This window comes from Bradyrhizobium sp. HKCCYLS3070, from assembly GCF_051167575.1.
Taxonomy (GTDB): Bacteria; Pseudomonadota; Alphaproteobacteria; order Rhizobiales; family Xanthobacteraceae; genus Bradyrhizobium.
The window spans coordinates 97,031-122,281 of the sequence record NZ_JBNPTI010000008.1; the positions used below are offsets into that span (position 1 = coordinate 97,031).

Consider the following 25,251-nt stretch of genomic DNA (forward strand, 5'->3'; position numbering starts at 1 on the left):
GGCGATTCGTTGGCGTATCGGACGCCTGGAGGCCGGGCGCAAGCCCGCGCGGCGATCCTCTACGGATACATCCGCACCTTGGTCCACGGCCGGCCCGAAGCCTCGCGCCGGAATTCGATGCGGTCGTGCAGGCGGAATGGCCGGTCGTGCCAGAACTCCATGCTGACGGGAGTGATGCGCCAGCCGCTCCATCCTGGCGGGCGCGGCACCTCGCCGATGATGTATTGCGCCGCGACCTTGGCGATCGCCTGCTCGAACGCGAAGCGGCTCTCCAACGGCTGCGACTGCTTGCTGGCCCAGGCGCCGAGCTGCGCCTGCTTCGGCCGGGTCGCGAAATAGGCGTCGGCCTCTTCGTCGGTCACCGGCGCCACGAGGCCGCGGATGCGGACCTGGCGGCGCAGCGATTTCCAGTGAAACAGCAGCGCGGCCTTCGGATTGGCGGCGAGCTCGCGGCCCTTCTGGCTGGCCTTGTGGCTGTAGAAGACGAAGCCGTCCTCGTCATAGCCCTTCATCAGCACCATGCGCACGTCAGGCAGCCCGCTGTCGTCGACCGTTGCCAGCGCCATCGCATTCGGATCGTTGGGCTCGCTCTTGCCGGCTTCGGCAAACCACGCCGCAAACAGCGCAAACGGCTCGCCGGCCTGGGTAAAATCGGCCGATGTACCGGATGTTAAGGTTGTCTGGTGTTTGATGCTCGTGGGGTCGGTCATGTGTATGGGGAGTCCGAGTTTTGCGTTCACCCGCGGCCAGGCGCGTGCAAGTCCATTCTGGTCCGGCCCTATATAGGGCATCGGTCCGGCTTGGCCTATCCGCGATCGGTCATGCCGGCACGGCTTTGACACTCATTCTAATCGGCCTGTCCGGCGGCGGCTGCAGCCTGTCGCGCCCTGAAACGGCCTTTGCCAAGATGGACGATGCGGAGATCACCGGCGCGGTCAGCTCGCCGCCCGAGCGCGAGCCGACCGAAGCCGATCTCGCTTTTGCCCGCAACGCCGCGTCGGACGTGCTGACCAAGGGGAGCAAGGATTCCAGCCAGCCGTGGCAGAATCCCCAGACCGGCGCCCGCGGCTCGGTGACGCCGATCGCCAAGTCCTACACGGCCGACAACGGCCGCACGTGCCGCGATTTCCTGGCGAGCTACGTCAACGGCAAGACGGAACGCTGGCTGCAGGGCTCGGCGTGCCGTATCGAGCGTGGGCGCTGGGACATCCAGACGCTCAAACCCTGGCAGCAAAGCTAGCCGGGGTCGTCTGGAACCCGTTGCAAAAATACAACGGACTCCCCAGATGAAATGCGAAGCGGGCGGGGAGCCCATAGGTTAGTATCTGACTTTCTGTAAGGAGACGTGACGGATGCGCGACCCCTATGAGGTCTTGGGGGTGCCGCGAAGCGCCAGCGCTGCGGCCATCAAGAGCGCCTATCGCAAGCTCGCCAAGAAGCATCATCCCGACAGCAACAAGGATGACCCGAAGGCATCGGCGCGGTTTGCCGAGATCAATTCGGCCAACGAGATCCTGGGCGACGAGGAGAAGCGCAAGCAGTTCGATCGCGGGGAGATCGACGCTGACGGCAAGCCGCGCTTCCAGGGCTTTCCGGGTGGCGGCGCCGGCCGCGGCGGGCCGGGGGGCGGCTTCGAGAGCTATACCTTCCGCAGCGGCGGCGGGCCGGGCGGCGGCTTCGGCGGTGGCGGATTCGAGGACATTCTGAACAGCATGTTCGGCGGCGCCGGCGCGCGCGCTGGGCGCGGCGGCGGCGGCTCGTTCGAGTTCGATACCGGCGGTGTCGGCCTCGACCTCGATCTGAAGGTTGCGATGTCGGTCTCGCTCGAGGAGTCCGTCAAGGGCGGCGAGAAGCGGGTGCGGCTGCCGTCGGGCAAGGAGCTCAACGTCAAGGTCCCCGCCGGTGTTACCGCCGGCCAGCAGATTAGGCTGAAGGGGCAGGGCGAGAGCGCGCCCGGACACCGGCCGGGTGATCTCCTGATCACGATCCAGATCGCGCCGCATCCGTTCTTCAAGGTCGAGGGCAGCGACCTCAGGCTCGATCTGCCGATCACGCTTTACGAGGCGGTCCTGGGCGCCAAGGTGAGGGCGCCGACGCTCGGCAGCGCGGTCGAGCTGTCGATCCCGAAGAACACCTCCAGCGGCCGGACCTTCCGGCTCAAGGGCAAGGGCCTGCCCAAGAGCGACGGCTCGGCCGGCGATCTGTTCGTCACCACCCGGATCGTGCTGCCCGACGGCAACGACGCCGAGCTCGAGGCCCTGATGACCAAGTGGCGCGACCGTCATCCCTACAATCCGCGCAGCAACCTCTCCTGAGGTTGCGCGTTGCGGACCACTCGGCTGAAAGCTGAAGGACGAGCTGGAAAGCTGAGAAAAAAGTGCGGCCTCGAAAGGGGGACCAGCGCGGTACAAAACCCCAATCGAGGCCGCTTCCGTGTCGATCGGCGGATCGAACACTCCTCATTTTTTCGTGAACATTTGGCGCTATATTGAGACGTGCCGGTGACCTGATTCCAGATTTCCGGTGACCGAATTGCGGCGCCGACCCTGGCGTGTCTCCCGCCTGAGCCATGCGGGGATCAGGATCCTCTCGGGCAGCGCTCGCGGCCATCCTGCAAACGCTTCTGATCACGGCCGTAATCGCGCCGAGGCCGGCACCTCGCGAAATCGGGCAATGGTCCGCCGCTAGCCGCCCGCCCGTTCGGTCTGGTCATAAACAAGGCGCGCGACCTGAGTGAGACGCGTCCGGTCACTGCCGCCGCTGACGACGTAGCTGACGCCGCGCTCCGCCCACGAGAGTGCAGCGGTGTTGCCCTGCGCCGTATAGCGCATCTCGGCCGCCTCAATCCCGACCTTGGTCGCATACACCGTGAAGCGCTCGCCGGAGGTGCTCTCGTACATCAGGAAGGACGCCGGGCCGGTCGGCCCGGGCAGCAGCCGGCCGCCGACGAGCTTCAGTCCGGTGGCTTCCAGCTCCGGCGCCTGCACGGTGCGACCGCAGCGCCGCGTCAGCCATTGCTGCAGATGGGCCTTCTCGTCGCCAGGAACCTCCACCGGATGGCGCACCTCCACGACATAGAGCCGGTGCGCATCGAGCGCCTCGCCGGCAAGGGCCTGCAGCGGCGACGGCGAGGACGCGGCGCCACGCGCGACCCAGCCGACCGCGCCGCCGACCGCGAAGGCCGCCACGCTTGCCGCCATGGCCGCGACGACCCAGCGCCGCGGCCGGCGCTCCAGGCCGTCGAGGTCGAGCCGCGGCGGCACCGGCTCGTTGACGATCGAATCGTAGCGGGCATGGAGCGCCTCAGCCATGCTGCGCCAGGATTGCACCCGCTCGGCGTCCGCCGGATGCGCGGCCAGCCAGCGCTCGACGTCGCTGCGGCGCTCGGCCGGCAGCTCGTTGTCGACATAGGCGTGCAGCTCGTCTTCGGTGACGGGAATGGTCGGCTCGGTCATCATCGGGATCTCGTTGCAATCGGGCGGCTGCGGCGATGCGCGGTCGCTGCAGGCTTGGGCAGCCGAACATGGCAGGGCGGCTTTTGTGCAGTGGTCATTTCACCCTCCGCAGCGCCGGCCGCTCGCCCTCGAGCACGGCACGGACATGGGCGCGGGCGCGGGCGAGGCGGGACATCACGGTGCCGATTGGGACACCCTGGATGTCGGCGACCTCGCGGTAGCTCAGGCCTTCGAGCACGACGAGGAGAAGCGCCGCGCGCTGCTCCTCCACCAGGGTCGCCAGCGCGTGCTCGATGTCCCGGCCCTCGGCCTCGGTGCCGCTGGCGTCGGCATTGTCGTCCTGGAGCGGCATGAAGTGCGGCCGCCGCGCCAAGGAGCGCCGGCGGTTCTTGTTCAGATTGGTCAGGATCGTGTACAGCCAGCTCCTGATGTCGCCGCCCAGGAACAGCCGCTCCGAGCGCAGCGCCCGCACCAGCGTGTCCTGGACCAGTTCGTCGGCCGCGTCCATGTCGCGCGCCAGCGCCCGGGCATAACGGCGCAGTGCCGGAATCATGGTCTCGACGCTCTGGCGGAACGCGTTCATGGAATGCCCTGCGGCTGTTCGCTGCGATGACAAGGGCGCAGGCCGCAGCCGGCGTCTTGCAAAGATCATAACCCCGCGATGATCAGCGTATTCCGGACCGCAAGCCCTGCGGGGGAGTTTGCCACAGAGCGGGCGGAATGGGGCTGTACCGGGCCAGACCGGTGGTGTACGTCCAGTCCTTAATAATCAGTTCGATGGGAAGCCGCATGGCGCAGATTTCAGGTTTGATGCAGGGCAAGCGCGGGGTCGTCCTTGGCGTGGCCAACAACCGCTCGATCGCCTGGGGCATCGCCAAGGCCGCGCGCGCGGCCGGCGCGGAGATCGCGTTGACCTACCAGGGCGACGCGCTGAAGAAGCGGGTCGAGCCGCTGGCGGCCGAGCTCGGCGGGCTCGTGCTCGGCCATTGCGATGTCACCGATCCCACGACCATCGACGCGGTGTTCGACGTGCTCAAGGAGAAGTGGGGCCAGATCGATTTCGTGGTCCACGCCATCGCCTTCTCCGACAAGGACCAGCTCGACGGCCGCTACATCGAAACCACGCAGGACAATTTCTCCAAGAGCATGCTGATCAGCTGCTACTCGCTGACGGCGATCGCGCAGCGCGCCGAGAAGCTGATGACCGACGGCGGCTCGATCATCACCTTGACCTATTACGGCGCCGAGAAGTGGATGCCGCACTACAACGTGATGGGCGTCGCCAAGGCCGCGCTGGAAGCCAGCGTGCGCTATCTCGCCGCCGATCTCGGCGAGAAGAACATCCGCGTCAATGCGATCTCGGCAGGACCTATCAAGACGCTGGCCGCCTCGGGCATCGGCGACTTCCGCTACATCCTGAAGTGGAACGAATACAACGCGCCGCTGCGCCGGACCGTGACCATCGACGAGGTCGGCGACAGCGCGCTGTATCTCTTGTCCGACCTGTCGCGCGGCGTCACCGGCGAGGTGCATCACGTCGATTCCGGCTATCATGTCGTCGGCATGAAGCGGCCCGAGGCGCCCGACATCTCGCTGAACAATTCCGTCGGCGCCAAGGAATAACGTCAACGCGCAATGCCACGGCCCACGATCTACTACATCCGCCACGGCGAGACGGAATGGAATGCGCTCGGCCGGCTGCAAGGCACGCAGGACATTCCGCTGAACGCGCTCGGGCGGGTGCAGGCGGTGCAGGCCGGCAACATCCTGGCCGAGCTCGCTGCGCGCAACGGCCATGATGCGGCGCGCCTGCCCTACGTCGCTAGCCCCCTCAGCCGCGCCCGCGCGACCATGGAGTTGGTGCGTGAGACCCTGAGCCTGCCAGCCGAGGGCTATGCGCTCGATGCCCGGCTGCGCGAGATCGGCTACGGCAAATGGGAAGGGGCGACGCTGCCGGAAATGCAGGCGGCCGATCCCGCCTTCTATGCCAGGCGGCTGACCGACAAATGGTCGCTGGCGCCCGAGGGCGGCGAGACCTATGCCGACGTCGAGCGCCGCGTGCGCGACTGGTACGATGGGCTGTCTGGCGATATCGTGGCGGTCGCCCATGGCGGCACGGCGCGGGCGCTGATGGTCGCCTTGGGCTTCGAGACGCCGCACGGCGCCGTCGACCTGCCGATCCAGCAGGGCGCGGTCTATGTGTTCGGCGAGAACGGGTTCGAGAAGTACAGTTAGTTTGTCTCCGTCGTTCCGGTGCGCCTTGCAGAGGCGCCCCGGAATCTCGAGAGTCCGGTCTGGTCCTTGACCATCCCGGAATGATGGTTTTTCCGGTTGGGTGATCAGCTCATGTCCTTCAACACCTTCGGCCACATGTTCCGCGTCACCACCTTCGGCGAGAGCCATGGCGTGGCCATCGGCTGCGTGGTCGACGGCTGTCCGCCGCGGATCCCGCTCGCCGCCGACGAGATCCAGCGCGATCTCGACCGCCGCCGTCCCGGCCAGTCGCGCTTCACCACCCAGCGCCAGGAGCCGGACCAGGTGAAGATCCTGTCAGGCGTGATGGCTGATCCCGACACGGGCGTGCAGGTCACCACGGGCACGCCGATCGCGCTCCTGATCGAGAACACCGACCAGCGCTCCAAGGACTATTCCGAGATCAAGGACAAGTTTCGTCCCGGTCACGCCGACTTCACCTACGAGGCCAAATACGGCCTGCGCGACTATCGCGGCGGCGGTCGTTCCTCGGCGCGCGAGACCGCGACGCGCGTCGCCGCCGGCGCGATCGCGCGCAAGGTCCTGCCCGACGTGAAGGTGCGCGGTGCGCTGGTGCAGATGGGTCCGCACAAGATCGATCGCGGCAACTGGGACTGGGACGAGGTCGCGCGCAATCCCTTCTTCTGCCCCGACAAGGACAAGGCGGCGTTCTTCGAGGACTATCTCGACGGCATCAGGAAGTCCGGCTCGTCGATCGGCGCCGTGCTCGAGATCGTCGCCGAGGGCGTGCCGGCGGGACTTGGCGCGCCGCTCTACGGCAAGCTCGATGCCGATCTCGCCGCGGCGATGATGAGCATCAACGCCGTGAAGGGCGTCGAGATCGGCGCCGGCTTCGGCGCGGCCGAGCTGACCGGCGAGGAGAACGCCGACGAGATGCGCTCGGCCAATGACGGCACGCGCTTCCTCTCTAACAATGCCGGCGGCATTCTCGGCGGCATCGCCACGGGACAGCCGATCGTGCTGCGCTTCGCGGTCAAGCCGACCTCGTCGATCCTCACCCCGCGCCAGACCGTCGACCGCTCAGGCCAGGAGACCGAGATCCTGACCAAGGGCCGTCACGACCCCTGCGTCGGCATCCGCGCGGTTCCCGTCGGCGAGGCGATGATGGCCTGTGTGTTGGCCGATCACCTGCTGCGCCATCGCGGCCAGGTGGGGTAGCCGCACGCTGCCGCCGCGGCTGTTTGCTGTTGCCACGCTGCTCGCCTAGTGTCGTCCCATGGACGCTTCCAAGCTGCGGGACATCAAGGACTGGCTGGTCGACGGCGCGCGCTCTGCGGCGACGCCGAGCCAGATGATGTCCGAATGCTGCGATCGTCTGGTCGGGCTCGGCGTGCCGCTGTGGCGCGTGGGCGTGTTCGTCCGCACCCTTCATCCTGATATCGCCGGCCGCAGCTTCATCTGGCGCCAGGGGGCGGAGGTCGAGATGGGCTCGGTCGATTTCGGCTTCGAGAGCACGCCGGCCTACAGGGACAGCCCGCTTGCGCGCGTGTTCGAGCAGGGGACCGAGTTCAGGGCCGATCCTCGCGATCGGGAAGCCGAGCTCTTTCCGATCCTGATGGATCTGCGGGCCGAAGGCGTGACCGACTATTTCACTCTACCTTTGACCTTCATCGACCGTGCGGTCCACGCGTCGAGTTGGACCACCAAATCTCCAACAGGCTTCACCGACGCGCATCTGAATGCGATTCGCTCGCTGATGCCGGCTTTGGCGCGCTACACCGAGATCGTCACGCTTCGACGTACGGCCTCGATGCTGCTCGACACCTATGTCGGCAATAGCGCCGGCGAGCGTATTCTGGGCGGCCAGATCCGCCGCGGCCACACCGATACGCTGGATGCGGCGATCTGGCTGTCGGATCTGCGCGGCTTCACGCCCTTGTCCGATCGCCTGCCGGCTGAGGACGTGGTGGCGATCCTCAACCACTATTTCGACTGCCAGGTCGATCCGATCCGCGAGCAGGGCGGCGAGGTGCTGAAGTTCATGGGCGACGGCCTGCTCGCGGTGTTTCCGTTTCGCGAGCAGGGCGGCGATCCGACCGAGGTCTGCGCCCGCGTCCTTGCGGCGGCGCGCGCCTCGCGGGCCCGCGTCGATGCGCTCGAATACGCGGCCGGCGGCACCGGGGAACGCTTCCGCTTCGGCGTCGCGCTGCATGTCGGACGGCTGCTCTATGGCAATATCGGCGGCGGCAACCGGCTCGACTTCACCTGCATCGGCCCGGCCGTCAATCTCGCCGCTCGGCTCGAGAAGATCGCCGCGCGACTGAAGCGGACGGTGGTCGCGTCCGAGGCGTTTGCCGGCGCCTGTCCCGGGCCGCTGACCGATCTCTGGACCGATCTCGGCGAATTTCCGATCGCAGGCCTCGCGACCGCACAACGTGCGTACGGGCTGCGCGAGGAAGGGAATTAGTTCGCCGGCTCAGGTCTCCGGCTCGGTGGTGAACAGCAGCGGGTATCCCTTGGCGCGGCCGGCATCGGTCGCGCGCGTCGCCTTGGTCTCGGCGACGTCCTTGGTGAACACGGCCACCACGCAGACGCCGAGCTTATGCGCCGTGATCATGACCTTGTAGGCCTGGTCCTCGGTCATGCTGAATTCCGCCTTCAGGATCATCACCACGAAATCGCGCGGCGTGAAGTCGTCGTTGACGAGGATCACCTTGTAGAGCCGCGGACGCTCGGTCTTGGTGCGTACCTTCGTCTTGGGCTTGGTGACGGCATCGTTCATTCTAAGGGCGCGCCTGTGTTCCGGATGCGGCAGTCACGCCACGATACAGGCTTCGGCCGCTCCGGGAAACCACGGGCTGCATGCCTTGCGCGATGGGCGCACGCGGCTGCCTGACATCCGGGCAAACCCCAGGGGACTAACCGGAATGTGAATGGATGTGTGCGTTCCCGCTTTGCGCTCTGCGGATTGCATGTCACCATCATCAGACGCGATTGGAGGGCAGCTCATGCGCTGGTGGATCTCGATCGGGGTGGCGTGTCTGGCAGGCGCCTTGGCCGGCGGCGACGTCGCCAGCGTCGTGGCCGCGCCGAGGGCCCAGCCGGCGCAGCAGCTGAGCGAGAAGGAAGCGTCCGTCGACGTCGAGCTGATCCTCGCCGTCGACGTGTCCTACTCGATGGATCTGGACGAGCTGGCGATCCAGCGCGAAGGCTATGCCCAGGCGCTCAGCTCGCGCGAGTTCCTGCAGGCGCTGAAGAGCGGCGTGCACGGCAGGATCGCCGTGACCTATTTCGAATGGGCGGCCTCGAGCGACCAGAAGATCATCATTCCATGGCGCCTGATCGACGGACCGGAAAGTGCCGACGCCGTCGCCGCCGAGATCATGAAGACGCCGATCCGCCGGGCGTCGCGCACCTCGATCTCCGGCGCGATCTACTTCGCCATGCCGCTGTTCGATGAGAATCCCTATCGCGGGCTGCGCCGCGTCATCGACATCTCCGGCGACGGGCCCAACAACAACGGCCCCTCCCCGGTGACGATCGCGCGCGACGAGGCCGTCAACAAGGGCATCACCATCAACGGCCTGCCGATCATGGTCAAGGAGCCGTCCTACTCGACCATGGATATCGAGAACCTCGATCTCTACTACAAGGATTGCGTCACCGGCGGTCACGGCTCGTTCGTCGTCACCATCAAGAGCCGCGACGAGTTCAAGGAAGCCATCCGCACCAAGCTGCTGATGGAGGTTGCCGGACGCTCACCTCCGCCGCGGATCGTGCCGGTCGCCGACGATGCCGACAAGGAGCCGCGCGTGTCCTGCACGATCGGCGAGAAGATCTGGCAGGACCGCTGGGGGCGGTGACCAGCAGGCCCAGGCTGGCGAGCAGACGCGCGCGCGGGGAGACTTGATTGGTAAGGCGCCGATCTCAGCCGGCCGTCGCAGCATGGACCAACGCCTGTTTCAATTCGGCCTCGACCTCCCGCAGGCTGCGGAGCGCCGCACCGAATTCGCTATTGCCGATCGATTGCCAGATGAGCTCCACGCGCGCCGCGAGACCGACGAGTGCCAGTCCAAACGTCGCGGCCTCCTTGAGCGCGCCCTTCTCGTTGATCAGGTAGCGCCCGTTGACCGCAAACAGCACCTGCGCAAGGCAGGCGAGGGCGCGATAGGCGCAGCCCGCGACGTGGGTATGATCGCCACGCCCGACAGCCAACTCGGCATTATCGATGCTGAATGCGATCTCCCACTGGAAGCGCGCAATAATCGCGTCGCGCAGGCGGCGCGGATAGGGCGTGCAGCGCGACTTCAGCCCTGCCAGCAGTTGCGCGGGATCGTGCAGCGGGCGGCAGAGCGCGACCTCGCCCATCCAGATCGCCGAGACGAAGCCATGCGGATGGCCTGGCTGGTAGTGCATCTCGATCCGCCCTTTCCGGCAGTCGTCGATCACGCCGCCGACCGCATCGATCTCGCGATAGAGCAGGTCGACCTTGTGCCCGTCGATTCTGAGCCAGCCGCCGCCGACGATCCACTGTCCCCAGCCGCCGACCGCCGTCAGTTCGAGCGTTTGCGGGTCGTCGACGAGCCGCCGCACTGCTTCGCGCAGCACGTCGGTGTCGAGGTCGTGCCTGGATGCGATGTAGAGCCCGACGTCGTAGTCCGAGCCCGAATGCGCGGTGCCGCGCGCACGTGATCCACCGAGCGCGATGGCGCGCAGTCCCGGGACATCGGCAAGTTCGCCGACGATGCGGGTCAGCAGCGGGTCAGGCATTCACGTGTTCTCCCAGGATGACAGTATGAAGTTCTTGCGTGGAAAAACTCCACAGGGCCGCTGTTCAGGCTGATCTGTTGCCATTAAGCCACAATCTCCCAAAAACCAGGGGTTGCATCTCTCGCAAATTTCCCTTTGCCACCGTGCCGCCGCGATTGGGCCGCGACCATGAGCGGGTTGAGGCGGAGGCGCACAGAACATGCGTATCATCGACCGGACAGCACGTCCCGCGCAGCGCGTCAGGCGCTCGTCAGTCATCCAAGGTCCGCGTGGAGGGCTCGCTCGCCAACTTCTCAGGGCAGCTCTGGTGTGTGCGGCGGCGGCTTCGCTCGCAGCCTGCGCGCAATCATCGGCGGTCCGGCAGGCGCGCTGGGCGGCGCCGACGAAGCAGGCCGGCGCCGAATTTCGGCCGCAGGTGCAGCGCGCGGAGACGGCACCGGAGTCAGTGGTGCGCGTCCGGCGGGCCGAGCTCAGCCCGCCGCCGGCGCACTCCGGAGCGTCCGGTCTCGCCAGCTACTATTCGGAAGGCCAGAAGACCGCGAGCGGCGAGCGCTTCAATCCCTCCGAGCTGACGGCCGCGCATCGCAGCCTGCCGTTCGGCACCCGCCTGCAGGTCACCAACGTCAAGACCGGCCGCTCCGTGGTGGTGCGCGTCAACGATCGGGGACCGTTCGTGCAGGGGCGGGTGGTCGACGTGTCCTACTCAGCCGCGCAGGCGCTCGGCATGGTCAACTCCGGCGTCGCGCCGGTGAAGGTCAGCGTGGTGAGGTAGCGCATCGGATAGGCGACATCGCTGGCCGATCGCCTACGAGTTCGTGCTCATAGTCAGCGGCGTTCTCAGTCGACCTCTCCCCGCAAGCGGGGCGAAGGGGCGCACCGAGCGTGATGCGCGAGCTCCGTGCGTCATTGCAGGGGCAACGCTTGGCGCTTCCCGAAAAAGCCGATATCGCTCGTAAATCCGCTGACGGTGCTCACCGCACCAGCCTCGCCACCAGCTCGACATGCGGCGTATGTCGGAACTGGTCGACCGGCACCACGGTCTCGAGCTTGTAGCCGCCGTCGATCAGCATGCGCATATCCCGCGCGAACGTCGTGACGTTGCAGGACACCGCGACGATCACCGGCACCTTGCTGGCCGCGAGTTGCCTGGCCTGCGCCTGAGCGCCCTGGCGCGGCGGATCGAACACGACGGCATCGATGTCGCGCAATTCCGGCGGCATCAGCGGGCGGCGGAACAGGTCGCGCGCCTCGGCCTTGATCGGCTTGAGGCCGGGCGTGCCAGACGCCTTTTGCAGCGCCGCGATCGCGCCGGCATCATTGTCCATGGCGGTGACGCGCGCCCGCGTGGCGAGCCGCAGCGCGAACGGGCCGACGCCGCAGAACAGGTCGGCGACGTGCTTGGCCTTGCCGATCCGCGCCAGCACGAGCTGCGCCAGCGTCTCCTCGCCTTGCACCGTGGCCTGCAGGAACGAGCCGGGCGGCAGCGTCACCTGTGCCGTCCCCATCGTGACCACGGGCGCATTGCGCATCAGCACCAGTTCGCCATGGCGGGTCAGCCGCGCCAGCCGGTGCTGTTCGGCGAGGCGGGACAGGGCCGCGATGCGCGGCGGCGGCAGCGGGCCGGAGCCGCGGATGTCGATGTCGAGGCCGTTGCTGGTCGCGGTCGCCTGGATGTCGAGCGGCTTGCCGGTCGGCTTCAGCGCCTCAGCCAGGGCCCATGCGGCTTCCAGCGCACCGTCCAGAGCAGGATCGAGGATCGGGCAGCGGTCGATCGGCACGATGTCGTGGCTGTTGGCGGCCGAGAATCCGACCCTGAGGACGTCGTGCGTGCCCATCCGTGCGTGGAAGGTGGCGCGGCGCCGGCCGGTGCCGTGGGCATCGATCAGATCGGCCACGTCGCAGTCGACCTTGGCGGCCCGTAGCGTCTCGACGACGATGTTGCGCTTCCACTGCTGATAGGGCCCGGGCATCCAGTGCTGGATGGCGCAGCCGCCGCACACGCCGAAATGCGCACAGAACGGCGCGATCCGCTCCGAGCTCGCCGCCTCCACCGCGAGCAGCTTGCGGCGATCGGGATGCCCGGGCACGACGGCCGCCTCGACGGTCTCGCCGGCCAGCGTGTAGGGCACGTACAGCGCCTCGCCCGATGACAGCGACACGCCATCGCCGCGATGGCCGACATGGTCGATGACGAGACGCTCAACCATGGCGGCGCGCTCCCAGGAAGAATTCGGCGTTGCCGTCGCCGCCCTTGATCGATGATGGGAAGATCTCGATGTCACTGCAGCCGAGCGAGGCGGCGAAGGTGGCGATGTCGTCGCAGACGGCGGCGTGCACCGCTGCATCCTTGATGATGCCGCCCTTGCCGTGCTTTCCCTGCGCCTCGAATTGCGGCTTGATCAGCGCCAGCAGGCTCATCGGCGAGGCGGCGAGCGACAATGCGACCGGCAGCACCGCCTTGAGCGAGATGAAGCTGCAGTCGATCACGACGACGTCGGGGCGCTGCGGCAGGCGCTTGCCGTCGTAGCTGCGGATGTCGGTCTGCTCCATCGAGATGATCTTCGGGTGATTGCGCAATGATGGGTGCAATTGGTCGCGGCCGACATCGACCGCGAACACGAGCGCCGCGCCATTCGCAAGCAGGACCTCGGTGAAGCCGCCGGTGGAGGCACCGACATCGAGGCAGACATGGTCTTCGACCTCGATGCCATAATGCTCCAGCGCCGCCGCCAGCTTGACGCCGCCACGCGACACCCAGGGATGCGCCGGCTCGGCCTGCAGGACGGCGTCGGCGGGAATGCTCTCCGAGGCTTTGCCCACCTGCTTGTCGTTGGCGAACACGAGCCCCGCCTCGATCGCCGCCTGCGCCCGCGCGCGGCTCTCGAACAGGCCGCGTTCGACGAGGAGGATGTCAGCACGTTTGCGGGCAGGGGTCATGGGCCGGATCGCGAGATAGGTGAGATGAGGGCGACGCAATGAATTTTGAACTCCGTCATTGCGAGGAGCGAAGCGACGAAGCAATCCAGACCTCCTTTGTAGCCCTGGATTGCTTCGCTTCGCTCGCAATGACGGGTGTTGCAAGCTGTTCGCGCGTATTCGCGGCTTCGGAGGGGCCCGGGATCAAACCGTCCTCGTCGCCAGCCGCTCCGCCGCCAATCTCACGCAGGTCTCGAACGCTGCCAGATGATGCCAGACGTCCGCAGGGCGTTCGCGTGGAGCGACGAGCGGAGCGCCGCGTAGCTCGAGCGCGTGGATCATCATGAGATTGTCGGGCAGGCCGAAATCCTCGACAGTCAGGCCTTCGCCATCGACCAGGCGACCGTCCTGCTCCGTCACCGCCGTGAAGCGCCGGGCACGATCGGCGTAGACGGCCGGGTCGTTGCAGTAGCCGAGACACAGCTTGCCGGAGCCGGCCATGTAGCCGAACTCATAGACCGTGCCGGCATCGGCGCCGGGCCCGCGGAACGGTGTGAGATTGGCGATGATGGCATCGGCGTCGTCCATCATCGCCTCGTTGCCATGGAAGATCTGGCGCGAGGCGTCGGAGGAGGCGAGGTCGATGCTGTTGTCGAGGGGGTAGAGGCCGATCAGGCCGTGGCGGTCGCAGATCGCGACCTTCCGCCGGCCGATTTCAATGGCATCCGGCAGGAACACGTCGGGACCTGCCAGATAGATCTTCATGGCTCACCACTGCGGGACGCAAGCTCGCCTCAGGCGAGCTTGACCGACTCGGTCGTGTAATCCTTGCCGAGCGCCTCGAACACCTTGCGGACGATGCCTTTGGCGTCGAGCCCGGCGCGCGCGTACATCGCTGCCGGCGTGTCGTGGTCCTGGAACTCGTCGGGCAGCACCATCGAACGCATCTTCAGGCCGCCGTCCAGCATGCCCTGGTCGGACAGATACTGCATCACGTGCGAGCCGAAGCCGCCGATCGAGCCTTCCTCGATCGTGATCAGGATGTCGTGCTCGCGGGCGAGCTTCATCACCAGCTCCTCGTCGAGCGGCTTCATGAAGCGCGCATCGGCGATCGAGGCGGACAGGCCATGGGCGGCGAGCTCGTCGGCGGCCTTCTCGCACTCGGCAAGCCGGGTGCCGAACGAGAGCAGGGCGACCTGCTTGCCCTGGCGGATCATGCGGCCCTTGCCGATCGGCAGCGGAACGCCAACCTCGGGCATTTCCACGCCGCGGCCTTCGCCGCGCGGATAGCGCACCGAGCTCGGCCGGTCGTTGATCGCGACCTGGGTCGCCACCATGTGCACCAGCTCGGCCTCGTCGGAGGCCGCCATGATCACCATGTTCGGCAGGCAGCCGAGATAGGCGTTGTCGAAGGAGCCGGCATGGGTCGCGCCGTCGGCGCCGACCAGGCCGGCGCGGTCGATGGCGAAGCGCACCGGCAGGCTCTGGATGCAGACGTCGTGGACGATCTGGTCGTAGCCGCGCTGCAGGAAGGTCGAGTAGATCGCGCAGAACGGCTTGAAGCCCTCGGCTGCGAGGCCGGCGGCGAAGGTCACGGCGTGCTGCTCGGCGATGCCGACGTCGAAGGTGCGCTTCGGGAACGCCTTGGCGAAGATGTCGATGCCGGTGCCCGAGGGCATCGCGGCAGTGATGCCGACGATCTTGTCGTCCTTCTCGGCTTCCTTGACCAGGCTCTGGCCGAACACGTTCTGATAGGCCGGCGCGTTCGGCTTGGCCTTGGCCTGGGTGCCGGTGGCGATGTCGAACTTGGCCACCGCGTGATATTTGTCGGCCGCGGCTTCCGCGGGCGAGTAGCCCTTGCCCTTCTGGGTCACGACGTGGACCAGGATCGGGCCGGTCTCCATGTCGCGGACGTTCTTCAGGACGGGAAGCAGATGGTCGAGGTTGTGGCCGTCGATCGGGCCGACGTAGTAGAAGCCGAGCTCCTCGAACAGCGTGCCGCCGTCCATCATGAAGCCGCGGGAATATTCCTCGACGCGGCTGGCGCGGTTGGCGATCACCTTGGGCAGATGCTGGCCGAGCTGCTTGGCGGCATCTCGCAGCGTCCGGTAGGTCTTGCCCGAGTACAGGCGCGACAGATAGGCCGACATGGCGCCGACCGGCGGCGCGATCGACATGTCGTTGTCGTTGAGGATCACGATCAGGCGGGAGTTCATCGCGCCGGCATTGTTCATGGCCTCATAGGCCATGCCGGCGGACATCGCACCGTCGCCGATCACGGCGATCACGTTGTTCTTGCCGCCCGACAGGTCGCGCGCAACGGCCATGCCGAGGCCGGCGGAAATCGAGGTCGACGAGTGCGCAGCGCCAAACGGATCGTAGTCGCTCTCGGCGCGCTTGGTGAACCCGGAGAGGCCGCCGCCGGTGCGCAAGGTGCGGATGCGGTCGCGGCGTCCGGTCAGGATCTTGTGCGGGTAGGCCTGGTGGCCGACGTCCCAGATCAGGCGGTCGCGCGGGGTGTCGAACACGTAATGGATGGCCGTGGTCAGCTCGACCACGCCGAGACCAGCGCCGAAATGGCCGCCGGTCACCGAGACCGCGTCGATGGTCTCCTGGCGCAATTCGTCGGCGACCTGCCGGACCTGCTCGACCTTCAGCCGGCGCAGATCTTCCGGGGTCTTGATGGTGTCGAGAAGCGGCGTCTTACTAAATGTGGTCACGGTGACATTCCAATTTTGCAGGTCGGGTTCAAGGGCCGACATCTGAGAGGTTCATCGTAACGGGCGGCGAAACCTGAGGTCTTGAAGGTCACATCCGCGCGGATCGAAGCCGCAGTCCGAAGACTAGCCGGGTTTGGGATCGATCTATGTGATGTAAGTCACTCTTGGTGGCCTTGCCGTCCTCGTTAGTCGCCCAAGATCGCCAAGTCGTTCAGCCAAGTCAGTTTTGCTAGCTCTTGCAAGCGCTTAGATTCCTCTCTCCGGAGAGGATGGACACTTCCAAAAACCCGCAGTTGCGAGAAGCTTTACACCAAAGTGCGTCTTAAAGCCAACCCGGCGGGAGTTGGCAAGCCCGCAAACGGTACCTTTGCGCCACGTCTCAACCGCGGCGGCGTGCCGGAGGTTCCATTGCTCTGCTCAAATCGACGGCAACCGTCGCTCCGGAATAGACCGGGGACGCGAGCTCGGTCCAGGCTTTTTCCCGCGCCGCAGAATCGGCCGATGCGGCGATTGCGCGCGCCGCGGTACGGTGAGCCATGCGTCCGCGTCAGGGGATCGGTCCGCAGACGATCATGAAGAAGTCGCAGGCGTGCGGCCTTTCGTGGATCGTCACGAAGCGGACGCGGAAGACCTGCGAGCCAAGCACATTGTCATGATCGGGCCGGACGATCGCAGACGCGGAACGGCACGATCGTGGGATCGGGGGGCGCCACGGCGAACTGCCCGGATCCAATCGTGTCGCATGGTAAACGAAGGACGTCGCGCTGACTCTCGAGCGGTGAACGCGGTGGCGGAGACTTCGCCGGGGGACACTTGGCGGCCAAGCCCATTGACGATGCAGTTGCACCGATGCGCGGCTGAATTGCACGAATGGGAGGCGCTTTGCCCGCGTGTCGCGTCAGGCCACAACCAGCGAAATAAATCCGGACTGTCGCTCGGAGACGGCCGGTTGGCCGCAAGCTGCTATTGCACGTCGAGCGGCACGGTTCCCACCGCATGGCCGCTGGCGTCGGTCGTGATCTTCTCGACCCGGGCCTCCGCCTGGCGCAGCAGCTCCTCGCAGCGCCGCTTCAGCGCCTCGCCGCGCTCATAGATCGCCACCGACTCCTCGAGCGGCACCTTGCCGTCCTCGAGGCGCTTCACGATCGATTCCAGCTCCTCGATCGCGCGCTCGAACGACAGCTTCTTGACGTCGGTTACGGTGTTGTCCGCCATGCGGGTTCCCTGCAGCTCACTCAACTCCGGGGCCGTGCTTTTACACCCCGCTCGCGGCCCTGTCAGGCCCTGCCGGGGTGGATCGGCTGGAACCTGGGGATTACGCCCCGGTCAGCGCCGCAACGTGGGCCGCGACGGATTCCTTAAGCCCCTGAAGGTCATAGCCGCCCTCCAGGACAGAGACGACGCGGCCGCCGGCGGTCTTGTCGGCGAGCTCCATCAGCTTGCGGGTGACCCAGCCGAAATCCTCCGCCCGCAGGTTGAGCGACGCCAGCGGGTCGCGATAGTGGGCGTCGAAGCCGGCCGAGATGATCACGAGCTCGGGGCTGAACTTGGTGAGCTGCGGCAGGATCAGGTTCTCGAAGGCGGAGCGGAACTCGAGGCTGCCGTCCTCGGAGGCCAGCGGTGCGTTGACGATGGTGTCGTGCTCGCCGCGCTCGCCGCGGGCGCCCGTGCCCGGGAACAGCGGCATCTGATGGGTCGAGCAGTACATCACGCTCTTGTCGGCCCAGAAGATGTCCTGGGTGCCGTTGCCATGGTGGACGTCGAAGTCGACGATGGCGGCACGCTCGATGCCGAAAGTGCGCTGGGCGTAGCGGGCGGCGATCGCGACATTGTCGAAGAAGCAGAAGCCCATCGGCTTGGCGATCTCGGCATGATGTCCGGGCGGGCGCACCGCCACGAAGGCGTTGCGGTGGCGGCCGGACATCACCGACTCCGTCGCCGCGACGGCGCCGCCGACGCCGCGCATCACGGCCTCCCAGGTGCCCGGCGACATCGAGGTATCGCCGTCGAGATAGATGATGCCCGAGGTCGGGGCCATATGGCGCAGCTCGGTGACGTAGTGCTCGTTGTGGCAGAGCAGGGCCAGCTCGATGTCGGCCTCCGGGGCCTCGTCGCGATCGAGCAGGGCGAAGCGCTCCTCGGTCAGCGCCTCCTCGACGGCGCGCAGGCGGTCGGCGCGCTCGGGGTGGCCGGACGGCGTGGCGTGATCGAGGCAGGCTTCATGAGAGAGATACAGCGTCGACATCAGGGCTCTGCCACTCGCGCGTTGCGGGAGGGCCCAATCTATGCGCTGAACGCAGCCTCGGAAAGAGCCCCGCGGGCGATATGACCGGCTTTCCGCCCGGCGCGGCAGGCGTCACGAAGCCTTGTTGACGATACGGCCGCGCGGCGGCAGGGCCAGCGGGCTGTTGGCCTTGAGATAGGCGAACAGCGCCTCGTCGTCATAGGGTCCCGTGATCGGATCGCGGCCGCTCTTGAACGCGGTGAAGCCGTCGCCGCCGAGCGCGAGGTAGTTGTTGATGGTGACCCGGTAGGACGCGGCGGGATCGATGGCCTTGCCCTCGAGCATCATGCTGGCGGCATCGATCCGCGCGCCCGCGGACAGTTTCGCATCGAAGGCATAGGAAAAACCGCTGGAGACCTGCAGGATGCGCGGCCGCGCCGGGTCGAGCCATTGCTGCTCCAGCGCGGCCTTGATCTCGGCACCGGTCAGGGTGACCGTCATCAGCTGGTTGCGAAACGGCTGGCTCGCGAACACGTCGGCATAGGTCACCGCGCCGTCGTCGCGGCGAACGAGATCCGTCCGGATGCCGCCGGGATTGGTCATCGCGATGACCGCGCTCCCTTTGTCCGCCGCGGCTGTCGCTGCGAGCTGGGCATCGGCGATGACGTCGCCGAGCACGCTCTCGCCGGAGGCGTTCGGCAGCCGCGACAGCGTCGCGGTGAGCACGCCGGCGGGGCGATTGGCGTAGGGCGCCGCGAGCTTCTCATAGGCGTCGATCAGCGCGGTCTGCGCCGGATCCTTCGGCAGGCTGGTGTCGACGACGATGTTCGTCGCGGTGGCGCTGATCACGTCGCGCGTGGTGCGGTCGAGCTTGACGTCGATCGCCGTCACCAGCGTGCCGAACTTGTCGCCCGAGGTGACGAGCCGCTTGTCGATGGTGCAGACATAGGCCTGATGGGTGTGGCCCGAGATGACGATGTCGACCGCGCTGTCGAGCTCCTTGACGATGTCGACGATCGGCCCCGACAGCCCGGGACATTCGTTCATGCCACCGGACGGCCAGCCGCCCTCGTGGATCAGCACGACGATCGCCTGCACGCCCTTGGCCTTCAATTCCGGGATCAGCGCGTTGACGCTCTCGGCCTCGTTGCGGAAGTCGAGGCCGGCCGCGCTCGCCGGCGAGATGATGCCCGGGGTCCCTTTCAGCGTCAGCCCGATGAAGGCGACCGGGACGTCCTCGAAGGTGCGGATCTCATAGGGCGGAAACACCGTCTTGTCGGTGCCGGCGAGGAACGTCGACGCCGCGAGATAGTGGAATTTGGCACCGGTGAACGGCTGCGGCCCGCGGCAGCCGTCGGTCGGATGACAGCCGCCGTTCTGCATCCGCAGCAGCTCGGTCTTGCCCTCGTCAAACTCGTGATTGCCGACCGCCGACAGGGCGAGCCCCATCTGCGACATCGATTCGATGGTCGGCTCGTCGTGGAACATCGCCGACAGGAACGGGCTCGCACCGATCAGGTCGCCGGCTGCGACGAAGATCGTGTTGGGCTGGCCGTCGGCGAGCAGCTTGACGAGGCTCGCCATGTGCTCGGCGCCGCCGGCTGGAACAACGGTGGTCTTGGTTGGATCGGCGGGATCGGCGACGCGGATGCCGGAAGAGGGCGGCTCCAGATTGCCGTGGAAGTCGTTGATGGCGAGGATGCGCAACGCTATCGGCTCGTCCTCGGCCGATGCTGGCGGGCCGACGATGCTTGCAACGGCGGCGCCGGTCAGCAGGCAGGCAAGGGCGAAGCGGGAGAGACGGCTCATGGCAGGGTCACGTGTGATGCAGGGGCCGCGGGACGAAGCGCGATTGCCCCGCCGCGGTCGCAATGACATAAAACGATTTCATAACACCAATACATCGGGAGGCCGGAATGAAAAGAATGATGCTGCTCGCGGCGACATTGTCGCTGGCCGCCGGCTCCGCTGCAGCGCAATCGCTGCCGGACCTGATGAAGCAGATGGTCGCGGCGTGGAATAAGCCGACCGAGCCGTTCAAGGTGATCGACAACGTCTACTACGTCGGCACCAACGGGCTCGCTTCCTACCTGATCACCACGCCGCAGGGCCATATCCTGATCGATACCGTGATGCCGGAATCGACCGCGCAGATCGAGGCCAGCATCGGCAAGCTCGGCTTCAAGGTCGCCGACATCAAATACATCCTCAACACCCACGCCCATATCGACCACACCGGGGGGCTGGCGCAGATCAAGCAGGAAACCGGGGCGCAGATGGTGGCGGGCGCCAAGGACGTGCCGCTGCTGGAAGGCGGCTTCTATCCGGGCCGCGAGGAGGAGCGCTATCTCGGCTTCCCGCCGGTCAAGGTCGACCGCGCCGTGCGCGAGGGCGACACCGTCACGCTCGGCGGCGTCACGTTGACGGCGCATGAGACGCCGGGCCATTCGCCGGGCTGCACCAGCTGGACGACCGACGTGAAGGATGGCGACGCCACCCGCAGCCTGATCTTCTTCTGTAGCGCCACCGTGGCGCTGAACCGGCTGGTCGGCCGTCCCACCTATCCGGGCATCGTCGACGACTACAAGAAGACCTTCGCCTGGGCCAAGACCGCGCATCCCGACATCCTGCTGGCGCCGCATCCGGAGATGTACGACATGGCCGGAAAGCGAGCGAAGATTGCCGACGGCGCGCCCAACCCGTTCGTCAAGCCGGGTGAGTTCAACGCCTATCTCGACAAGCTCGAGACGCAGTTCGACGACGGGCTGGCCAAGCAGACGGCGGCGCTGCAGTCCGGCAAGTAGTTGCGCCGTCCGCTATGCTGGATCGGCGACGGCCAGCCGGTCCAGCGTGAAGCCGGAGAGGTCGACGCGCGGCGTCTCGCCCCGGGCCATCGCCGCGAGCGCCTCGCCCACGGCCGGCGAATGCTTGAAGCCGTGGCCCGAGCAGGCCGAGGCGTAGATCACCTCGGCGTCACCTGGATCGTGGTCGATGACGAAGCGGCCGCCCGCCGCGTTGGTATAGAGGCAGACCTCGCTGCGTAGGCAGCGCGGGCCGAGATCCGGCACGAAGGGGCGGACATAGGTCTCGTAAACCTCGGCGATCTCGTCCGCCGTCACCGCCCGCGACACGTGGTCGGGATCGGTCTCGCCGGTCAGCACCTCGTTGGCGATCTTCACGCCGTTGTCCGGCGAGCCGAGCCAGGGGAAGCCGTAGATATCGGACGCCGCCCGCCCGCGTCCGCTGACGTCCCATATGAAGACCGGCGTGTCCGGCCCGAAGCGCTCGGGATGGGACAGGACCTCGAACCAGTACAGCACCTGCCGCGTGACATTCACACGCCGGCGCAGAGGCGCGATCAGCTCGGTGATCCACGGCCCGGTGGTGACGATCAATCTGTTGGCCGACGCCGTCGTGCCGTCGTCCATGGTCACGATGTGGGCGCCGGCGGCACGGCGAAACGCCGTCACGCGCCGGCCGGTCATGAGCTCCGCGCCATGCCGCGTGGCGACCGCGAGCTCTGCCCGGACGCAGTCCTCGACCATGAGATAGCCGCCCTCGCGATCGAGGAAGGCGCGATCGCCCGCCGCGATGGCGAAGGCCGGATAGTCGGCGCGCAGCCGCTCCGGCAAGATCGTCTCGCCGTCGACGCCGTGCAGCCTCGCGGCGGTTTCGATGTTGCTGAAGAACTGCGCGCTGCTGACGCCGTGGACCTCGCCGCCGTCCTGGCTCGGGATGAACAGGCAGCCGCATTGTTCGAACAGATGCGCGCCGGTCTCGCGCTCCAGCTCACGCCACAGCAGGTGCGAGCGCTGCGCCAGCGGCGTGTAGTCGACGCCTTCGCCGATCGCCGCGCGGGTGATGCGGGTCTCGCCATGGGTCGAGCCGAAGCGGTGCGGCGGCTGGAAGCGGTCGATGCCGAGCACGCGCGTCCCGGCCTTGGCGAGATGCAGCACGGCGGCGCTGCCGACCGCGCCGCAGCCGATCACGATGACATCAAACTGCGCCATGCGCGCCCGCCGCGGCCCCGCTCATTTCTTCTTCTTGCGCGACAGGAACGCCTTGAACGCGCCGACCGCCTCCTCGGAGGTCATGCGCTCGGCGAACAGATAGGCCTCCTGGTCGATCCGGCGCGTGAGCTCGTCAGGCGCGGTGCGGATCAGCCTGCGCCCGATCGCCACCGCCTCGGCCGGCAGCCGGCAAATGTCGCGCGCCACCTTGTGCGCCTCGACCTCGGTATGGCCCGGCGCTACCACCGTGTTGACAAAGCCCGCGATCTGCGCGTCGGCCGCGGTCATGGTGCGCCCCATGACCAGCATCGCGAACGCCCGCTGATAGCCCATGGTCCGCGGCATCAGCAGGCTCGAGGCGCCCTCCGGCACCAGGCCGAGATGGATGAAGGGCGTCGAGAACGTCGCCGTGGTCGAGGCCAGCACGTAGTCGCAGTGGAACAGCATCGTCGTGCCGATGCCGATCGCGACGCCGTCGACCGCGGCGATGATCGGCTTGACGTTATGCGCCAGCGAATACAGGAACTTGGTCGCCGCCGAGGTGCGCGCGGCGTCATTGCCGGCCGCCCCCGCATGCAGGAAGTCCTCGAGATCGTTGCCGGCCGTGAACACGCCGGAGCCGCCGGTGATGATGATGCATCGCACCAGCGGATTGTTCTGCGCGGTGTCGATGGCATCGCTCATGCCGAGATACATGGCCTGGGTGATCGCGTTCTTCTTCTCCGGGCGCCTGAGCTTGATCGTCCGCGTCTCGCCCTCGTCGGTCACGATCAGATGGTCGGTCATGGGCCCCTCATGCGCGTGCGCCGGCGGCTGCGATGCTACCGGTCGTTTCGAGTCGTTGTTCTCGCCTCAGCCTACATCATCTGCTGAGCGCGCCAAGGGCTGAGCATGCGACGAAAACGCGGGAAGGTTGCATCCCGTCGCGCGGGCAAGGCGTCATGCATTCATGGTTGATGACCGGTTTGCGGTCGCATCGGAGCAGGATGAGGTCGGGAGCCAGGCTGTGATCGTCACAGCTTGAACCCCAGGGTTGATTACATGACGAAGTTCTTTTCGGTGCTGATGGCGTTGCTGCTGTGCGCCGTGTTCACGGAGCGTGCGGGCGCGGCCCCCAATGATCGCGCGCTGTTGTCGCTGTTGTGCGCGCCGGGCGCGATCGCGGGCGCCAAGTGCAAGCGTGCGAAATCCTATCCCGAGGCCGACGAGCGTGGCTGCGATGTCACGCTGAAGCCGCAACGCCATCTCGGTCGCTTCCTCGTATCCGGCAATCCGCTGCTGGTCGTCACCTATGAAAGCGAATGCGAGTCGCGCGCGAACGATTTCGGCGGTTCGGTGCTGTTCGAGCAGACCGGCGCGACCTTCGTGTTTCGTGGCTTCCAGCCCGGTATGCGGGTGGACCAATGTGTGATGGCCGGCAAGAGCGACGGAGTGGATACGCTGGTCTGCCTGGTCGGCCACATGGGGCAGGGCGTTCTCGAAAGCGCCGTGGCCCGGATCGGCTTCACCGGGGGCGGCCGCGAGCCCATCACGATGTCCAACGACTTTCTGCTGAAGGCCGAGGATACGACGGAGGCTGACATGGCCAATGTCGTGACCTGCGCGGAGCCGATCAAATATTTCGACCTGTCGAAGCTGGCGCCCGGTCCGCGCCCGGGCACCGTGGTCGCCGACGTGACCTATGCCGACCGCGAGACGATCGGCACCGCGTGCGGCAAGGGCTTTCCGAAGCCGAAGGATGCGCAGGACATGCGCAAGCTCGCGCCCGGCGAAGCCTATGTTCCGGAGGACAATGCCAAGCGCGGCAGCGTCATCGTCGACGTTGCGGGCCGCACGGCGAAACTGCGCTGACCCGGCTTGCGGTCGCGCGCGGCATCCCGCGCCTCACCGCGCCCCGTCCAGGCGCGGCAGCGTGCCGGGTGCGCGCGGTGTGGCAGGTTGCGCCTGCTGCCGCACGGCTTCGCGCCGCAAGGCCTGCTCGAGCACCGCCAGCCGCGTCGCCATCCGCGTCAACTCGTCATGCATCGAGGTCTGAACGCCTTGCACGGCGTGCTGCACCTCGCGCAGCGCGTCGCGCTGCGTCTCCGCTTTCAGCACCCTGAACTCGGCCTCGATCGAGGTCAGGCGGCTGTTCACGGCGCGGATCGCCTCGGCGATCTCCTTCTGGCCGTCCTGCAGCGCGCGCACGTGATCGACCAGCCGCAGATGGTCGGTCAGTTCCTCGACCGTCCTGCCGATATTGCTGCGGCCCCACATTACTTCACCGACCTGAGCAGCGTCCTGATCGTTGCCAGATGATCCTCGGGCGAGCCGAGCCGGGCCGAGATTACGCTCATGAATTCCTTGCGCAGCTCCGACAGCTCCTCCTCCGGTGTGATCCGCTCGACGGGGTCTTCGGTGGGCAGCCGCCGGGGCTCGACCTCGACGGGGCGCGGCGCAATGTCACGCGGCGTGACGCCGAAATAGGGGGGCCGCTCATAGACCGGGATGTGCGGCGCCTGGCGAGACGCAGTGACGCGCGCCAGAGATGGGAACTTCGGCGGCGACGTCATCGCCGGCCGCTCGATCTGGTCGATCAGCGCCGCGAGCGCGACGTCCATGTTGCTGTCGTCGGGCTCCTCGGCGAAGTGATAGGAGTAGGGTCGCGGTGCGGCCGTCATCGTGAGCGACGAGGACGCGAGCGAGGATGCGTGCGCGCGAAGCCGTCCGATGACGCGGCGAAGTCGCTCGCCGAGACCGGGTTTCTCCCTGGCTGGTGTCCGCATCAACATCTCACTCTCCAGCACCACAGCTTAGGCGAGCAGGGAAAAGCTTAGCAAGGGCCGCGGCCCAACTGCCAACAGGATGTCGTCGCAAAGTCACCGCATTTTAAGCCGGCCGCATGGATCGCAACGGGGGGCCGTAGCGGGTTCGCGCGGATTGCTCAGTGTGGCTCAGCGTGC

The 25,251-nt window shown here is 66.9% G+C and carries 26 protein-coding genes; 10 read left to right on the forward strand and 16 right to left on the reverse strand.

The window, feature by feature from the left end; all coding sequences use genetic code 11:
* Positions 1 to 59: 59 nt before the first annotated feature.
* Positions 60 to 710, reverse strand: a complete 651-nt coding sequence (pdxH, locus tag ACQR03_RS23375) for a pyridoxamine 5'-phosphate oxidase (protein WP_315715527.1) — start codon at positions 708 to 710, stop codon at positions 60 to 62.
* A 125-nt stretch (positions 711 to 835) separates the two neighbouring features.
* Between pdxH and ACQR03_RS23380 the strand changes: the two genes are divergently transcribed.
* Both ACQR03_RS23380 and ACQR03_RS23385 read left to right on the forward strand, forming a co-directional pair.
* A complete protein-coding gene (locus ACQR03_RS23380; protein WP_315715528.1) occupies positions 836 to 1,240 on the forward strand; it encodes an RT0821/Lpp0805 family surface protein in 405 nt (134 codons plus the stop codon).
* A 112-nt stretch (positions 1,241 to 1,352) separates the two neighbouring features.
* Positions 1,353 to 2,315: a DnaJ C-terminal domain-containing protein gene (locus ACQR03_RS23385; protein ID WP_434841927.1), complete on the forward strand. Its 963-nt coding sequence runs from the start codon at positions 1,353 to 1,355 to the stop codon at positions 2,313 to 2,315.
* 369 nt (positions 2,316 to 2,684) lie between these two features.
* On the opposite strand, the gene ACQR03_RS23390 is transcribed toward ACQR03_RS23385, so the two are convergent.
* On the reverse strand, positions 2,685 to 3,458 hold the full coding sequence (locus ACQR03_RS23390) for an anti-sigma factor family protein (RefSeq protein ID WP_315752063.1): 774 nt from the start codon (positions 3,456 to 3,458) through the stop codon (positions 2,685 to 2,687).
* Positions 3,459 to 3,549: 91 nt separating this feature from the next.
* Positions 3,550 to 4,038 carry a sigma-70 family RNA polymerase sigma factor gene (locus ACQR03_RS23395; protein ID WP_315752062.1) on the reverse strand — a complete coding sequence of 163 codons (489 nt, stop codon included), beginning with the start codon at positions 4,036 to 4,038 and terminating at the stop codon, positions 3,550 to 3,552.
* Between the two features lie 206 nt (positions 4,039 to 4,244).
* Between ACQR03_RS23395 and fabI the strand changes: the two genes are divergently transcribed.
* The 4 genes from fabI (at position 4,245) to ACQR03_RS23415 (ending at position 8,136) form a co-directional block, all read left to right on the forward strand.
* Positions 4,245 to 5,078 (forward strand): enoyl-ACP reductase FabI, encoded by an 834-nt coding sequence (fabI, locus tag ACQR03_RS23400; protein WP_315752061.1) that lies wholly within the window; start codon positions 4,245 to 4,247, stop codon positions 5,076 to 5,078.
* Positions 5,079 to 5,090: 12 nt separating this feature from the next.
* A complete protein-coding gene (locus ACQR03_RS23405; RefSeq protein WP_315715533.1) occupies positions 5,091 to 5,690 on the forward strand; it encodes a histidine phosphatase family protein in 600 nt (199 codons plus the stop codon).
* A 111-nt stretch (positions 5,691 to 5,801) separates the two neighbouring features.
* Positions 5,802 to 6,887, forward strand: coding sequence for a chorismate synthase (gene aroC / locus ACQR03_RS23410; protein WP_315715534.1), 1,086 nt, complete (start codon positions 5,802 to 5,804; stop codon positions 6,885 to 6,887).
* A gap of 58 nt (positions 6,888 to 6,945) precedes the next feature.
* Positions 6,946 to 8,136, forward strand: coding sequence for an adenylate/guanylate cyclase domain-containing protein (locus ACQR03_RS23415; protein WP_315828083.1), 1,191 nt, complete (start codon positions 6,946 to 6,948; stop codon positions 8,134 to 8,136).
* Positions 8,137 to 8,145: 9 nt separating this feature from the next.
* On the opposite strand, the gene clpS is transcribed toward ACQR03_RS23415, so the two are convergent.
* Positions 8,146 to 8,451, reverse strand: a complete 306-nt coding sequence (gene clpS, locus ACQR03_RS23420) for an ATP-dependent Clp protease adapter ClpS (RefSeq protein ID WP_315715536.1) — start codon at positions 8,449 to 8,451, stop codon at positions 8,146 to 8,148.
* 226 nt (positions 8,452 to 8,677) lie between these two features.
* Between clpS and ACQR03_RS23425 the strand changes: the two genes are divergently transcribed.
* Positions 8,678 to 9,532: a DUF1194 domain-containing protein gene (locus ACQR03_RS23425; protein WP_434841928.1), complete on the forward strand. Its 855-nt coding sequence runs from the start codon at positions 8,678 to 8,680 to the stop codon at positions 9,530 to 9,532.
* Between the two features lie 64 nt (positions 9,533 to 9,596).
* Here ACQR03_RS23425 and ACQR03_RS23430 read toward each other — a convergent pair whose 3' ends face one another.
* Complete coding sequence (locus ACQR03_RS23430) at positions 9,597 to 10,439, reverse strand: nucleotidyltransferase domain-containing protein (protein WP_434841929.1); 843 nt, start codon at positions 10,437 to 10,439, stop codon at positions 9,597 to 9,599.
* A 199-nt stretch (positions 10,440 to 10,638) separates the two neighbouring features.
* On the opposite strand from ACQR03_RS23430, the gene ACQR03_RS23435 reads away from it, so the two are divergent.
* Positions 10,639 to 11,211, forward strand: a complete 573-nt coding sequence (locus ACQR03_RS23435) for a septal ring lytic transglycosylase RlpA family protein (protein WP_316174744.1) — start codon at positions 10,639 to 10,641, stop codon at positions 11,209 to 11,211.
* 199 nt (positions 11,212 to 11,410) lie between these two features.
* On the opposite strand, the gene ACQR03_RS23440 is transcribed toward ACQR03_RS23435, so the two are convergent.
* From ACQR03_RS23440 to ACQR03_RS23470, 7 genes are all read right to left on the reverse strand, one after another.
* A complete protein-coding gene (locus ACQR03_RS23440; protein WP_434841930.1) occupies positions 11,411 to 12,646 on the reverse strand; it encodes a class I SAM-dependent RNA methyltransferase in 1,236 nt (411 codons plus the stop codon).
* Complete coding sequence (locus ACQR03_RS23445; protein WP_434841931.1) at positions 12,639 to 13,376, reverse strand: TlyA family RNA methyltransferase; 738 nt, start codon at positions 13,374 to 13,376, stop codon at positions 12,639 to 12,641. The genes ACQR03_RS23440 and ACQR03_RS23445 overlap by 8 nt, the downstream gene beginning before the upstream one ends.
* 183 nt (positions 13,377 to 13,559) lie before the next feature.
* Positions 13,560 to 14,120 carry a nucleoside 2-deoxyribosyltransferase gene (locus tag ACQR03_RS23450; protein ID WP_315715542.1) on the reverse strand — a complete coding sequence of 187 codons (561 nt, stop codon included), beginning with the start codon at positions 14,118 to 14,120 and terminating at the stop codon, positions 13,560 to 13,562.
* Between the two features lie 29 nt (positions 14,121 to 14,149).
* Positions 14,150 to 16,075: a 1-deoxy-D-xylulose-5-phosphate synthase gene (gene dxs / locus ACQR03_RS23455; RefSeq protein ID WP_315715543.1), complete on the reverse strand. Its 1,926-nt coding sequence runs from the start codon at positions 16,073 to 16,075 to the stop codon at positions 14,150 to 14,152.
* A gap of 963 nt (positions 16,076 to 17,038) precedes the next feature.
* Positions 17,039 to 17,290 (reverse strand): exodeoxyribonuclease VII small subunit, encoded by a 252-nt coding sequence (locus ACQR03_RS23460; protein ID WP_315715544.1) that lies wholly within the window; start codon positions 17,288 to 17,290, stop codon positions 17,039 to 17,041.
* 100 nt (positions 17,291 to 17,390) lie between these two features.
* Positions 17,391 to 18,320, reverse strand: coding sequence for a histone deacetylase family protein (locus ACQR03_RS23465; protein WP_315715545.1), 930 nt, complete (start codon positions 18,318 to 18,320; stop codon positions 17,391 to 17,393).
* 111 nt (positions 18,321 to 18,431) lie between these two features.
* Positions 18,432 to 20,108, reverse strand: coding sequence for a bifunctional metallophosphatase/5'-nucleotidase (locus ACQR03_RS23470; RefSeq protein ID WP_434841932.1), 1,677 nt, complete (start codon positions 20,106 to 20,108; stop codon positions 18,432 to 18,434).
* A 107-nt stretch (positions 20,109 to 20,215) separates the two neighbouring features.
* Between ACQR03_RS23470 and bla the strand changes: the two genes are divergently transcribed.
* Positions 20,216 to 21,103 (forward strand): subclass B3 metallo-beta-lactamase, encoded by an 888-nt coding sequence (gene bla / locus ACQR03_RS23475; protein ID WP_316164259.1) that lies wholly within the window; start codon positions 20,216 to 20,218, stop codon positions 21,101 to 21,103.
* 12 nt (positions 21,104 to 21,115) lie between these two features.
* Here the strand turns inward: bla and solA are convergent, their stop codons facing one another.
* Positions 21,116 to 22,309 (reverse strand): N-methyl-L-tryptophan oxidase, encoded by a 1,194-nt coding sequence (gene solA / locus ACQR03_RS23480; RefSeq protein WP_434841933.1) that lies wholly within the window; start codon positions 22,307 to 22,309, stop codon positions 21,116 to 21,118.
* Positions 22,310 to 22,330: 21 nt separating this feature from the next.
* A complete protein-coding gene (locus ACQR03_RS23485; protein ID WP_316164261.1) occupies positions 22,331 to 23,095 on the reverse strand; it encodes a crotonase/enoyl-CoA hydratase family protein in 765 nt (254 codons plus the stop codon).
* Between the two features lie 255 nt (positions 23,096 to 23,350).
* On the opposite strand from ACQR03_RS23485, the gene ACQR03_RS23490 reads away from it, so the two are divergent.
* Positions 23,351 to 24,160 (forward strand): hypothetical protein, encoded by an 810-nt coding sequence (locus tag ACQR03_RS23490; protein WP_316164262.1) that lies wholly within the window; start codon positions 23,351 to 23,353, stop codon positions 24,158 to 24,160.
* Positions 24,161 to 24,193: 33 nt separating this feature from the next.
* Here the strand turns inward: ACQR03_RS23490 and ACQR03_RS23495 are convergent, their stop codons facing one another.
* A complete protein-coding gene (locus ACQR03_RS23495; RefSeq protein ID WP_316164263.1) occupies positions 24,194 to 24,565 on the reverse strand; it encodes a hypothetical protein in 372 nt (123 codons plus the stop codon).
* On the reverse strand, positions 24,565 to 25,074 hold the full coding sequence (locus tag ACQR03_RS23500) for a hypothetical protein (protein ID WP_316164264.1): 510 nt from the start codon (positions 25,072 to 25,074) through the stop codon (positions 24,565 to 24,567). The genes ACQR03_RS23495 and ACQR03_RS23500 overlap by 1 nt, the downstream gene beginning before the upstream one ends.
* Positions 25,075 to 25,251: the final 177 nt, after the last annotated feature.